11 protein-coding genes are annotated in these 13,998 nt (G+C 38.0%); 4 read left to right on the top strand and 7 right to left on the bottom strand.

The genetic code is table 11. The features are described 5' to 3' along the window. Nucleotide 1: 1 nt before the first annotated feature. The 4 genes from N7931_RS13230 to N7931_RS13215 form a co-directional block, all read right to left on the bottom strand. Nucleotides 2-544, bottom strand: coding sequence for a polysaccharide biosynthesis/export family protein (locus N7931_RS13230; protein WP_262794710.1), 543 nt, complete (start codon nt 542-544; stop codon nt 2-4). Then, complete coding sequence (locus tag N7931_RS13225) at nt 544-1,650, bottom strand: outer membrane beta-barrel protein (protein WP_262794739.1); 1,107 nt, start codon at nt 1,648-1,650, stop codon at nt 544-546. The genes N7931_RS13230 and N7931_RS13225 overlap by 1 nt, the downstream gene beginning before the upstream one ends. A gap of 289 nt (nt 1,651-1,939) precedes the next feature. Further along, entirely contained in the window at nt 1,940-2,695 is a 756-nt protein-coding gene (locus N7931_RS13220) for a YdiY family protein (RefSeq protein WP_262794709.1), read from the bottom strand. A gap of 25 nt (nt 2,696-2,720) precedes the next feature. Continuing rightward, nucleotides 2,721-3,560, bottom strand: a complete 840-nt coding sequence (locus N7931_RS13215; protein ID WP_262794708.1) for a mechanosensitive ion channel domain-containing protein — start codon at nt 3,558-3,560, stop codon at nt 2,721-2,723. Nucleotides 3,561-3,912: 352 nt separating this feature from the next. On the opposite strand from N7931_RS13215, the gene crp reads away from it, so the two are divergent. After that, complete coding sequence (gene crp / locus N7931_RS13210) at nt 3,913-4,548, top strand: cAMP-activated global transcriptional regulator CRP (RefSeq protein ID WP_262794707.1); 636 nt, start codon at nt 3,913-3,915, stop codon at nt 4,546-4,548. A gap of 227 nt (nt 4,549-4,775) precedes the next feature. After that, complete coding sequence (locus N7931_RS13205) at nt 4,776-6,068, top strand: tetratricopeptide repeat protein (protein ID WP_262794706.1); 1,293 nt, start codon at nt 4,776-4,778, stop codon at nt 6,066-6,068. An 87-nt stretch (nt 6,069-6,155) separates the two neighbouring features. Here the strand turns inward: N7931_RS13205 and N7931_RS13200 are convergent, their stop codons facing one another. The 3 genes from N7931_RS13200 to fadB form a co-directional block, all read right to left on the bottom strand. Beyond that, a complete protein-coding gene (locus N7931_RS13200) occupies nt 6,156-6,902 on the bottom strand; it encodes a TIGR04219 family outer membrane beta-barrel protein (RefSeq protein WP_262794738.1) in 747 nt (248 codons plus the stop codon). Nucleotides 6,903-7,018: 116 nt separating this feature from the next. Further along, a complete protein-coding gene (gene fadA / locus N7931_RS13195) occupies nt 7,019-8,185 on the bottom strand; it encodes an acetyl-CoA C-acyltransferase FadA (protein WP_262794705.1) in 1,167 nt (388 codons plus the stop codon). Nucleotides 8,186-8,211: 26 nt separating this feature from the next. After that, nucleotides 8,212-10,368 carry a fatty acid oxidation complex subunit alpha FadB gene (gene fadB, locus N7931_RS13190; protein ID WP_262794704.1) on the bottom strand — a complete coding sequence of 719 codons (2,157 nt, stop codon included), beginning with the start codon at nt 10,366-10,368 and terminating at the stop codon, nt 8,212-8,214. Between the two features lie 340 nt (nt 10,369-10,708). Here fadB and N7931_RS13185 point away from each other — a divergent pair, with 340 nt between their 5' ends. Continuing rightward, entirely contained in the window at nt 10,709-12,631 is a 1,923-nt protein-coding gene (locus N7931_RS13185) for a transglycosylase SLT domain-containing protein (RefSeq protein WP_262794702.1), read from the top strand. Between the two features lie 286 nt (nt 12,632-12,917). Then, nucleotides 12,918-13,961 carry a rod shape-determining protein gene (locus N7931_RS13180; RefSeq protein WP_262794700.1) on the top strand — a complete coding sequence of 348 codons (1,044 nt, stop codon included), beginning with the start codon at nt 12,918-12,920 and terminating at the stop codon, nt 13,959-13,961. Nucleotides 13,962-13,998 lie beyond the last annotated feature (37 nt).

The following is a 13,998-nucleotide window of genomic DNA, read 5'->3' as shown; positions in this document are numbered from 1 at the left end:
GTTAAAAAAAGCTTTGCTTTACAGTTAAAATATCGCCTGGGTATAATAAATCCAGTTCGGTGACCTCAAACTCAGCGGTAATTGTGGCTCGTTTAATAAACCAACTGCTGGATGCTCGCTCGGTTAGCCCACCAGCAAGTGCAATTGCCATTGCCACAGTTAAACCCGGTTGATAAGCAAACCCACCCGGTCTTTTCACCTGACCATGCACATAAAATGGGCGATATTCAGCTACAAATACATGCACCTGAGGTGAAACTAAATAACCTTGCTTAAGCTTTGAACTAATCTCTTGCTGAATTTGCTCTGTGGTTTTACCGGTTATTTTTACACTGCCAATAAAAGGGTAATTAATCAGCCCTTTATCATCTAATTTAGCGGTTACCGTTAAATCATCCTGCCCAAAAACATGGATGCTAATACTGTCTCCGGCAGATAATTGATAACCAGTAATTTTTTGCTCATTAGTTTGCGCCAAGCTGTTACCACACAACATAATAAAAATAAGGCTGATGAGTCGCGCTAAATAAATTAATGTTGGCATTAACTGGCCCACTCAACTTTTAAACTTAACCCAATAATTTGCTGCTGGTAATCGAGTTGGTTTAAGTTGTCCTGATTTTTCTCGTATTGCCAGTTGAGTTCGCTACTCAATATCGAATTAATTTTGTAGTTAAGGCCGATGCCTGCGCTATCTTTTTGTTCTTGTCGATTATTAACTGCAAGTTGCTCTATTTTTTGGGTAGATAACAATACTCGGCTAGACAGTTGGCTACTCCATTGATGCTGCCAGTTTAAACTAATCGTTTGATTTTGTTGGGTATTACTATCTGTTAATAAACTACTTTGCTGTCGATTGAAGCTACTTAGTGTAAAGGTTGAATAGGTTTTTGGAGACCAGCTTGCACTGAGTGACCAATATTCAGATTGAGTATCAGCAGATTGCTGATAACTTTTATTTTGTTGCCCAGCTTCGGCTTTAAAGCTGGTCATCGCACTTGCCTGCCAAGATAAACCAAGTGCGATAATCTGATCTTGGTTATCTCGACTAGGAGCATCACTAAATTGATTATCTGCAATGCTGTAACGGATAAATCCGTAAGTATTTTGCTGGAATAAATAGCCAAAACTCAGATCAAATTCATTTTGGGTTCGATTATTTTGCAGCGCAATAAGCCGTTTAGATCGATACTGTTTATCTTGATGACCTAGCGCTATACCTAATTTTATGCCCTGCGATTGGCTGGTTTGGTATTGGTAGGTTAACTTGGCATGATTGTCGGTTAGATTATCTGGCTGATTTAAAATGTTTGGATTATTTCTGCTAATACCAGTACCGCGGGTTTCATCATAATTTTGGCTGGATAAATTGAGCGAAATATTTTGGTTTTCAGTTGGATTGTATTCATTTAAACATTGGAACTGCTTAAGTTGGGTATTATCTTGTTCAGAGGATTGGTACTGAGTATCGGTCAAGCTCGTTGCACAATTAAATTGGTAGAGCCGCCAGTTTTGTTCAAACCCTAATTTTATATTGAGAGATTGAACATGGGTCGATATTGAATTGTTATCACGCAGAAGGTTGTTATTGTGTCCATAATAGCCTGAAAATCCAATTAAAATATTGGCATTAGCCATAATTGGAAACATCAAAAGGTAAACTGTAATCAGAAAAAATAATTTTTTGAGTGACATTGTTTGATTTTGTTTTAGTTATTATTAGCTTTTAGTTACGTCACTGTAAATTAAAAGTCTTACTTTATATGCTTTTGATTATAAAATGAACATTGCTCATATTGCAAAATAAATATGCATAAAATTTAATACAATCAATAATAAAAATTATAATTGATTGTTTGGCGTTTTATTGAGTGATAATGATTGAAAAAAGAAAGAAAAGCCAAACGGAGGTTTGGCTTAGATATGCTATTTTGGCGAATTAAAAGATATAAACAAGCGTAACACTTGTCATTGTATCTGTTTTCTCTTTATTAGCTGGTACTTCACTATTATGAATAACAGTATAAGCCGCTTTCATACTAAGATTTCCCATCAAATTAGCAGAAACAGACGTTTCTGACTTAGTTCGGGTATTTTCACTACTTTCTAAAGCAGCTTCTGTACTCAATAGTTGAGAAAACTTAGCATTGGCACTTAATTTATACTGATACTCAGCCGCCAGGCGTACAATGGCGGATTCATTTTTTTCGCCGTCATCAGTCTCATTAAATGTATAACCAGGACCAATATCATATTTTAAAAACGAGTTGGTAGTTGTAAACAATTGATCAGTGTAACCAGCCGCTACTACACTTTGGTAATCATAACCACTGAATCTATCATCTGTATATGAGCCATAAATAAATAAAGCTGCATGTTCATCATTAAGCTTATAATCACCTTGAGCAGAAACAAACAGCTTTTGTGCGGTTGTTTGTTCTTCGGTTACATCATTACCCGCATCGTCTTCAACAGTAACTTCATCTTTTTTATATAAAGTATCTAGTTGATAATTATTTTTCCAATTTTCAAGTTCTTGGGTAATTTTCAGCTTACCTTTTAAAGATGTACTTTCAGTATTCCCTGAAGTAGCAATTACCCCTAATTCGACTTCTGCTGTTAAAGGTTCTGCAGCATGCGCAGTAAATACTGCACATGCAAGACTACTTAAGCACGCTAGTTTAAGTAATTTCATTAATTTATATTTCCTCTTTTACTGCTTATTTATCTTCTTTCTTTTCAGAATCTTGTTTAAACAAGTGAACATCCATTTGTGGGAATGGGATACCAATACCAGCCTTGTCCAGTTCTTGTTTAATCGTTTTGTTTAATTCAAATTTAGTTGGCCAGAAATCAGATGTTTTTACCCAAGGGCGTACCACAAAATTAACTGATGATGAGGCTAGCTCACTCACTGCTACGGTATAACCAGGCTCTTTTAAAACATTTGGGTGCGAATCTAAAATATTTTTTAGCAGGGTCTCAGTTTGTTGTAAGTCTGCTGAGTATGAAACTCCAACTACCATATCTAAACGGCGGGTATCATGGCGAGAGTAATTAGTAATTGGGCTACCTGTAATTTGAGCATTTGGTACAACAACATATTTATTGTCAGGGGTTGTCATAATCGTTGAGAAAATTTGAATCTCTTTAACTGAACCAGCTACGCCGCCAGCTTCAATGAAATCGCCAGCTTTAAATGGACGAAATACAGTGATTAAAATACCAGAAGCAAAATTAGATAATGAGCCTTGTAGAGATAAACCGATAGCTAAACCAGCAGCACCTAATATGGCAACAAAAGTAGCGGTTTGCACACCAACATGGCTTAATGAGGCAATAATTACAGCGGCAGCTACTAAAGCATGAACTATACTGGCAATGAAAGATGAAACAGCTGGGTCAATAGATTTTTTTTGTAACATCTTGCTGACGCTTGATGAAACAAGGCGAGCAATTTTAAAACCAATCCACAGGATTAAAATTGCGGTAATTAAACTGATTGCATAGCTGAGTAAAAGGGCTTGATTATCTTCAAACCATGTAGTGACAGTTTCCATATAAACTCCTAGTGTATATTTGCTCTGCACTTTATTTTAATTGAAAGTGCAACTACCTTGAGCGATTTGGTTAGAAATTGATAAGTTTTGTAATTAAAACAGGATCGTATAATACTTTCTCACAACCATAAGTATATTGCGAGTCTATATTACTTTTATGACTTGCAGAATTAATTTAGCATAGAAAAGATCTATTGAGCGATAAAAATAGTACTAATGCTCGTTTTTATAAAAATAACATTGCGTTTAAGTAATAAACTTGTATTTGTATAAAAGAGTAAGTTAAATTTGTATACCCCAGCCACTCAAAGATGCTTGGGTATGAATAATTCAAACAATAAGAGAACTTGTTATGAGCATACCTTTTCATGTAGCAAATGATGAACAATTACAAGCTTTTATTAAGCATTGTAACCGCCAAAGATACCCAGCAAAAAGTACAATAATTCATGCGGGTGACGAACCTAAATCACTTTATTTATTATTAGATGGTTCAGTTTCTGTCACTATGGAAGGCGAAGAAGGTCGAGAGCTTGTATTAGCGTATTTAAATCCTGGTGAATTTTATGGTGAAATGGGCTTGTTTGATGAGCAACAAGCCCGCAGTGCTTCCGTAAAAGCTAGAAGCGAATGCGAAGTTGCTGAAATTAGTTATGAAAAATTCAGACGCCTTTGCAAAGAAAATCCAGATATTTTATTTAGAGTATCTAGCCAATTAGCATTAAGGTTAAGAGAAACATCACGAAAAGTTGTAGATTTAGCCTTTTTAGATGTAACTGGCCGTGTAGCTGCTACTTTATTAGATTTATGTAAGCAGCCAGACGCCATGACTCACCCTGATGGTATGCAAATTAAAATTACCCGTCAGGAACTTGGCCGAATTGTAGGCTGTTCACGTGAAATGGTTGGTCGTGTTTTGAAAAACCTTGAAGAACAAGGGTTAATTGAAGCACATGGCAAAACTATGGTTATCTACGGAACCCGTTAATTTATTTTGATACAACCTGAGAGCAATCTTTAGGGGATTCATCCTTTTTGAAACAGCCAATTCTTTAGCAAAACTGTTAAGGCATTGGCTGTTTTTTATTTTCAAGACAGACATTCGCCTCACAATCGGTATAATTCAGCCCGAATTTTAAATAGCCAAAATGCTAAAAATAATTTGTTATCTTGAGTTTTGGCTAAATATCTAATTGACATTTTCTTGGAGTTATAATGAAAACCAAGTTGGCTTTCTCTGCACTTATCTTAACCCTGTTGACTGCCTGTGTTATTAACGGACAAGCGGAATACGAGCAGGGCTTGCAGTTGGCCGAGCAGCAAAATTATCAGCAGGCAATTCATTATTTTGAACAAGCGCTTGAAAAAGAACCAAACAACGCTGCTTATCAGGCTAAGTTAGCTCAAGTACAAGGCTTGATGATTAAACAAATTATTGCGCCTGTGCAAAATGTATTAGCGGGAGAGGCCTCACATATTAATGATTTTAATACTGCTATAGCGGCAATTAAAAAAGTTGAAAAAATAGATCAAAGTACAGCAAATCAATTTTATACCCAATTAAAACAGCAAAGAGTTCATTTTAACGCAAAAGCGCAAAATGCGTTTGAATCAGCCCAATCTCAAATTGCGCAGCAGAACTGGGCTGAGGCAATTGAATTGTTGCAGGGATTACAAGTTTTTTATCCAAATTATCGCCAAAGTGAGTCTGTTCTAAAACAAACCCAAACTCAAGCTGTAAACGCCTATTTGATTAATGCTAAACAGGCGTTGAATCAAGCTCAATTTTCGCAAGCTAAAACACAGGCAGAGCAGATATTAGCATTAGATGCAGGTAATGAGCAGGCTCAACTATTGCTTGAGCAGATTAAAATACGAAACAGTAAAGAATATTATATTGCTCAGGCTGGCAAAGCAGAAAAGAAAAAACAGTGGCAAAAAGCAGAGGCTTTATACAATAAAGCATTAAACTACTCGCCCAATAACCGCAATATTTTATCTAAAATCAAACGGATAAAAGTAAATAAAGAGCTTACAATTATTAGTAAAAGCAATGGTTATTTAGCCGATGGTTACTTATATAAAGCTTATTTAGGCTATCAGGAAGCAAAAAACTACAACTTTGCTAAAAATGCGGTTCAGCTTAATGCATTAAAAATGTTTTTATCGGCTAGGATAAATGCCAGAGCGGATAACTTTTTTATTCAGCAAAAGTATGCCAACGCCTATTTTTGGTTTGATTTAATGAGTCAAATAATGCCGGATAACACTGAGCTAAAAACTAAATTAGTTGCCAGTAAAACTGAGATAGATAAAAGCTTAAAGGTGGAGGAAAGCCCAAACGCTGAAAACTTTTTAGTCAAAGCGGAGCAGGCGGCTGGTGTTGCGGAAAAAATAGAATACTTGGTTAAAGCTAAATTAGTTGCTGAGCAAAATGAAAAGTCTGCTTTAATTAATCAAATAACAGAAAAAACCGCTCAATTATTATCTGATTATAGATTTCAATAGCCTCTTATTCAGCATAAAACAAAAGCAGCCTAAGCTGCTTTTGTTGATTCATTTCATTAAATCAGATTGGGTTAACGAATTTCTTAATTAGAAATGAATTTCAAGTCCGCCATAAATGCCAGAAAACTCTAAGTCAGAATAAATACCATCTAAATCATCCAACTCTAATTTAAAGCTGCGATAACCAATTTGAGCACTCATATCCACAGCTAAGTTATCAACAAAAGTATAAGCTAAACCTGCTTGATAATCTGTTAAACTATGATCGCCAATTGAAAGTACACTGACATCACCATAAATTGCCAAACCCGTTAAAGGTAAACCAACTTTAGCCGCTAAATAACCCATAGGTACGTAACCGCTTATTTCCTCTGTTGAACTGTCATTTTCATCGCTAACAACAATTTCACCATCAATATTTTTAACGGTTACACCAAAATCAATGCTGGCTAAGCCATTATCTAGTATTTCATAATACAAGATTAAGTCAGTATTTGATAAATCGGCATCAACTTGAGCGTTGCCGCTATATTGTGTTCCGTCAAATTCAAAATTAACGTTACCTGAGCCACCTACTTTTAATTCGGTTTGACGCAATTTAATATTCGGAATTAACGGTACAGGATGCTCAAAAGCGATATAAAAAGAGCCTTGTGCTTCATCATCAAAATTAAACGTTGCTTGATTGTCTTCAGCATTACCAAATTTTCCATCAGGCTCCACTTGCCAGTATTGAGCACCTGCGTATAAACCTAAAATGGTATCTGCTTGTGCGTTTCCTGCCACTAGGCAAGCTGCGGCGATTGCGTATTTTAGTGAAGATAATTTTTTCATCATATTCCCTGTTTCAGTATGAAAGGTTATAACTATGGCTATATTAGTTAGACTGATGTTGTTTAACAAGTCTTATTAAAAATACTGTCGTAAAACAAGTAGTGTGGTTTGAGCGCTTAATTTAAGCGCTCAAAAACGGTTGCTATTCCTTGCCCTAAACCAATACACATAGTGGCTAAGCCTAAATTTGCATCTTGCTGGCGCATAACCGTTAATAAACTGGTACTAATGCGCGCGCCGGAACAACCAAGCGGATGGCCTAACGCAATGGCTCCGCCGTGAATATTAATTCTATCTTCCATTTTATCTTCTAGCTCTAATGCTTTTACGCAGGCTAAACTCTGTGCAGCAAACGCTTCATTTAATTCAAAATATTCTATGTCACTCAATGATAAATCTGCTCGTTTTAATGCTTTTTGAGTAGCAGGTACAGGGCCATATCCCATAGTTGACGGATCACAGCCGCTAACTGCCATCGAGCGAATTTTAGCTATGGGTTTTAGCCCCAAGCTTTTAGCCCTGTCGGCAGACATGACTAACATGGCACTAGCGCCATCTGATAAAGCGGAAGAGGTTGCAGCGGTAATGGTGCCATTTTGTGGATCAAATACCGGTCTTAATTTCGCCAGTGATTGCATGTCGGTTTCTGGGCGAATCACTTCGTCTTGATTGACTAAAGTTAAGTTACCCGAATGATCATGGCCATAAGTTGGAATCAGTTCATTTTTAAATGCCTGATTTAATGTAGCTTGGTGCGCTTTTTGGTGAGAGCGGCAAGCAAAAGCATCTTGTTGTTCACGGTTTATTTGGAACTGGCGACCTAAAAGTTCAGCGGTTAGCCCCATAGAGCCGGCACCTAATGCCGTGGTTTTAGCCAGAGCCGGATTAAAATCGACTCCATGCGTCATAGGCACATGACCCATGTGTTCAACCCCGCCGATAATAAAAATATCACCCATGTTGCACATAATGGCTTTGCTGGCATCGTGCAGGGCTTGCATTGACGAGCCACATAAACGGTTAACGGTAACTGCTGCAACAGACTTAGGTAAACCAGCCAATAAACTGGCATTACGCGCAATATTAAAACCTTGCTCCAGAGTCTGCATCACACAGCCCCAAATCACATCTTCAATCTCGTTTGGTGGTACATCTGGGTTGCGCTCTAATAAGGTTTTAATTAAATGAGCTGATAAATTTTCAGCTCGTACGTTTCTGAATACACCGCCTTTGGAGCGTCCCATCGGGGTGCGAATGCAATCTACAATGACAACGTCTTTCATGATTTTTTCTCCATTCAAGGCTTAAATTAATTCGCTAAATAGGTAAAGTTTTGTCCGGCTTTTTGGGTTACTTCATCCGGTAATTGATACAAAGCACCTAAATCAGCAAGTTGTTCTGCCTGTTTGATTAGATTATCCAGTCCAATGTTTTCGATATATCTGAATGCACCACCTCTAAATGGTGGGAAACCTAAACCATAAATCAGCGCCATATCAGCCGCTTCTGCATTTTCAACTATGCCTTCGTGATAGCAGCGCAGGGTTTCATTTAACATCGGAAGCATTAAACGGTTGATAATGTCTTCATCTGAAAAGCTTTGTGGTTTTATTTGATGATCGGCCAATAGCTGGTGAACAAATTCATCTGTTTGTTTTTGCAGTTTGCCTTTTTTATCTTTTTGGTATTGATAAAAACCTTGTTTGGTTTTTTGCCCTAAACGATTTGCCTGATTGAGTTTTTCTAGCAAGTTTAGCTCGGGTAACGGCATACGTTGTGGGAACCCCTGTGCCATTACTTTTTGGGCATGTAGCGCTGTATCTAAGCCAATTACATCTAACAAATAAGCAGGTCCCATTGGCCAGCCAAATTGTTTTTCCATCACTTTATCTACTTGAATAAAATCAGCACCGTCGGTTAATAGCTGATTAAATGCCGCTAAATAAGGGAATAAAACCCGGTTAACAAAAAAGCCGGGGCAATCATTAACTACAATTGCTGATTTACCCATTTTGCTGGCATAAGCAACTACTTTGGCTATGGTTTGTTCAGAAGTTTGTTGTCCTCTAATCACTTCAACTAAAGGCATACGATGAACCGGATTAAAAAAGTGCATTCCACAAAATTGCTCAGGACGTTTCAGTGATTTAGCTAACTCAGTAATTGAAATAGTTGAAGTATTTGACGCTAAAATACAGTCGTCGTTTATCACAGCTTCTGTTTGTTGAAGCACTTGCTGCTTTATATCTGCACGTTCTACTACGGCCTCAACGATAATATCCGTCTGTTTTAAAACATTGTCTTCTAAGCTAGGTTTGATACTGGTCAGTGTTGATAACATGGCCTCGGGTGTAAGTTTTCCGCGTTCAACCTGTTTATGCAGAAGCTGGGCTGCTGTGGTAATGCCTAGATCTAAAGCGGCTTGATTAATATCTTTTAAATAAACGCCAATACCTTTATAAGCCGATTGATAAGCAATACCGCCACCCATAATGCCTGCACCTAAAATACCGGCTTGTGCTGGTGGCTCTACATTTTTGCTTAATTGTTTTGCCCGACTTTTTATTTGTTGATCGGCTAAAAATACACCAACCAATGCTCTGGCTTGAGGTGTTTGCGTCAACTTAATAAAGTTTTTATTTTCAATTAGCATGGCTTCGCTGCGGCTCAATTCGGCGCCAGCTTCTATCGTATTAACTGCCATCATAGGTGCCGGATAATGTTTTCCAGCTTGCTGAAATACCATAGCTTTGGCTAAGTTAAAGCTCATTGCTCGCTCAGTTGCCGATAATTTTAATGCTGTGAGTTTCGGTGCACGTTTAGCCTGCCAGTTAAACTCACCACTTGCTGCTTTTTGTAAACATTCAAGCGCTGCCTGATGCAGCTCAGTTTTATCTTGCGTATCAATAACAGCATCGACAATGCCTAGATCTAAACATTGTTTGGCATTCTGTTCTTGCCCAGTGGTGATAACTTTCATTGCGTTATCCGCACCAATTAAACGCGACATTCTAACTGTGCCGCCAAATCCGGGCATAATCCCCAGTTTTACTTCAGGTAAACCAATACGAGCGGTATTATCTGCAATTCGATAATCTGTTGCTAAAATAGCTTCACAGCCGCCACCTAATGCATAACCATTAATTGCGCTCACTGTCGGAAAAGGTAAATCTTCTAATAAATCAAAAATATCGGTTGCATGTTTTAACCATTTACCTAACTCTTCAATCGGTAGTTTAAATTTGCCTAAAAACTCTGTAATGTCAGCACCAACAATAAATGCTGGTTTTTCGCTGCGGATCAATAAACCTTTTACATTTGCTTGCTGAGCCTGAACTAAAGCCGTTTCAAATTCAGCTAAAGTGGTTTGGTCAAACTTGTTCACTGAGCTGGCTGAGTCCAAAACTAATTCGGCTAGCTGGTTATCAAGCTGATTGAGCTTGATGTTTTGGCCACTGTAAATCATGCTTAAACTCCTTTAAATTATTAGTCTGAGTATCTTTAAAAAATGCAAATTGTTTCGCTATTGAGTAAATTAGTTAGATAAACCTTTGACCGTTTGTTTTGTCTAATTGTATTGTTTACACAAGCTTTATTGGCTTGCTTAGGTTGAAGAATAAGCTGATTAGATCCAACCGGTATAGATTTAGGGTTACACCTAAGCACAGCTTTGAGTATTATGTTGTAGTCAACATTGTGTTAATAAAGATTAAGTGTAATCACAATTTTTAAATATTCAAACGCTTGTTTGAATATTTGTTTTCAAGTTCGTAGTCTTCAGTTGTAATAAATAGGAATTCGCAGATATGAAGTTGGCAAATTTGATTTTTGGTGCCATCACATGGATGACTGGAAGCAGTCTGGTTTTTGCTCAAAGTTATGATATTAAACAGCAGCGTGAGTGGTTTGAAACAGCTAAGTCGCAGGCTGCAAACGGGAGTTATACCACAGTTGAGAACTGGCGGGAAAAGCTGGGGGATTATCCGTTATTTCCTTATATTGAGCAGGCTTATTTAAAAAATCATGCTTTTTTATCTAATAAAGAAAAAATCCGTAGTTTTTTATCTTTGTACGAAGGTACGCCACTAGAGTGGCCTCTACGAGAGACTTGGTTAAAGTATCTTGCCAAACAAAACCAACCCTTGCTTTATATTAATGATTTTAAACCAACCTCTAATGCAGAGTTAAATTGCCACTATTTGTCGGCTGAACTTGAAATAGGGGCAAAAATAGCCACGCTAGCCGATAAAATTGAAGACTTATGGGTTGTGGGTAAATCTCAACCGAAAGCCTGTGACCCTTTATTTGCTAAATGGAAAAAAGCGGGTTATCAAACCTCTGATGTGATTAAACGCCGAGTTGAAAAAGCAGCAGATGGCGGCAGCCATACGTTAATTCCATATTTAACCGGACTATTACCAGAAAGTGAAAAAGATTGGGCAAAACTTTGGCATTCGGTACGGAAAGATCCTGCGGTTATTACCCAGCTTAAACACTTTAAAAAACGTTCAGCAGATTATGCTGGTATTCAGTTTTATGGCATTAAAAGATTCATTTGGCGCGACCCAGATGCAGCAATTAAGCACTGGTTATCTGTTGAAGAGTCATTTCCGTTTACTGCAGAGCAAAGAGATAAAGTTTACTACACCTTTGCGTTAGCGCTGGCGAGTAAAGATCATCCGCAGGCGATTACTTGGCTAAATAAAGTGCCAGATCATGTTAAAGACAGTAAATTGGTACACTGGCATTTAGCCACCTATTTGCGTGAACAAGATTGGGTGAATGTTGCTTCTGTTATTCAATCATTGCCGCAAAATATGCAAGATGAAGCCATTTATCAGTATTGGCTTTCACGTGCTCAAACCGAACTTGGGATTGAACAAACCGCTAAAACTCGTTTTACTGAATTATCAAAACTCAGACACTATTATGGTTTTATGGCGGCAGCCCAAATAGGCGAACCGTACCAACTTAATTACAAGCCATACAAAGCTGAGCAAGAAGTATTGCACAAATTATCTAATGCGCCGGCAGCTAAACGAACTTATGAGTTTTTACAGCTTGATTATAAAGTATCAGCTCGCCGTGAATGGTGGCAATTTAAACGAACATTAAGCGAAAATGAGCTAGCAGCGGCGGCTTATTTAGCTTATCAGTGGCAGTGGTACGATCAAGCATTAAGAGGCATTTCTCAAGCCGGTTTGTATGATGAAGTGGCAATTCGTTTTCCTAAAGCGTTTGCTGATTTATATGAAAAATATAGTCAAAGAGTTGGGATCGAACCTAGTTTAGCATTTGCGATTTCACGCAGAGAAAGTTCTTTTATGGAAGATGCTTATTCACCAGCAGGGGCAAGGGGGTTAATGCAATTAATGCCAGCAACCGCTAAACATGTTGAAGGTAGTAGGGTCAGTAATCGAAGATTATATGACGCTCAGACAAATATTCGTTTAGGCACTAAATATATTAGCAGTTTAATTAAACGTATGCAGCAGCAAACCCCATTGGCGATAGCATCTTATAATGCGGGTTATAGCAGAGTAATCACTTGGTTACCGGAGGAAAAAGCGCTGCCGCTGGATATTTGGATTGAAAACATCCCATACAGTGAAACCCGTGAGTATGTGAAGGCTGTGTTGGCTTATCAACAGGTGTATGAGTTAATGTCTAATCAGCCAAAAAATGTGTTTTCAGATTTAGTGAAAACCCAAATCGTAAAAAATAATTAAAAAACTTAAAAACTAATTGCCAGTTGCACTGTTATGTTGCTGTTTTTTGTTTAAAATAGCGAGCACGAATGATGTTGTTAATTAGTAAATGTTTAAGTATAAAAACGTTTAGCTAAGCCGCAGAGCGATGCTTGTCTCTTTGTGGTTTTACTGACTAAAAATAAACAAGCTTAATAAAATGTCGACTAATTAGATATATCAGTTTAGTTTGCTTGCCGAAAAGTTGCCTCGTTGGTAAAGTTAGCGGCAATTTTCATCGTTAAGAATTATTATAGGGTTTTTCCCCATGCTAAAAAAACTCCGTGGTGTGTTTTCAAATGACTTGTCTATCGATCTTGGGACAGCAAACACACTCATTTACGTTAAAGATCAAGGTATTGTATTAAACGAACCATCTGTGGTTGCAATTCGTCAGGAAAAAGCAGGTGGGCAAAAAACGGTAGCAGCCGTTGGCCATGCAGCAAAACAAATGTTAGGTCGTACGCCAGGTAATATCAGAGCTATCCGCCCAATGAAAGACGGTGTTATTGCTGACTTTTATGTGACCGAAAAAATGCTGCAATATTTTATCAAGCAAGTTCACAATACCAATCTTTTCCGTCCAAGCCCGAGAGTTTTAATCTGTGTGCCTTGTGGTGCAACCCAAGTTGAGCAAAGAGCGATTAAAGAATCTGCCCTAGGTGCAGGTGCGCGTGAAGTTTATTTAATTGAAGAACCAATGGCAGCGGCAATAGGTGCTGATTTACCAGTGTCAGAAGCAACGGGTTCAATGGTGGTTGATATTGGTGGCGGTACAACTGAAGTTGCAATTATTTCATTAAACGGCATTGTTTATTCATCTTCGGTACGTATTGGCGGTGATAAATTTGATGAAGCGATTATCTCTTACGTACGTCGTAACTTTGGTAGCTTAATTGGTGAAGCAACGGCTGAGCGTATTAAACACGAAATTGGCTCAGCTTATCCGGGTGATGAAGTTAAAGAAATTGAAGTTCGTGGTCGTAATGTTGCTGAAGGTGTGCCAAGAAGCTTTACCTTAAACAGCAATGAAATTTTAGAAGCTTTACAAGAACCACTCCAAGGTATTGTTAGCTCTGTTATGGTTGCACTTGAGCAATCACCTCCAGAGCTTGCCTCTGATATTAGTGAGCGTGGTATGGTATTAACCGGTGGCGGCGCTTTATTAAAAGATTTAGACCGTTTACTAATGGAAGAAACCGGCATACCGGTTGTTATTGCGGATGATCCGTTAACCTGTGTTGCTCGTGGTGGTGGTAAAGCCATTGATATGATTGATATCCACGGTGGTGACTTATTTTCTTATGATTAATCAGTCGGCTTAGGCCGACTTTTTTTATTGGTCTGCA

It is taken from the genome of Catenovulum sp. 2E275, from assembly GCF_025515275.1.
Taxonomy (GTDB): Bacteria; Pseudomonadota; Gammaproteobacteria; order Enterobacterales; family Alteromonadaceae; genus Catenovulum.
This window is presented reverse-complemented; position numbering and strand designations above follow the sequence as displayed.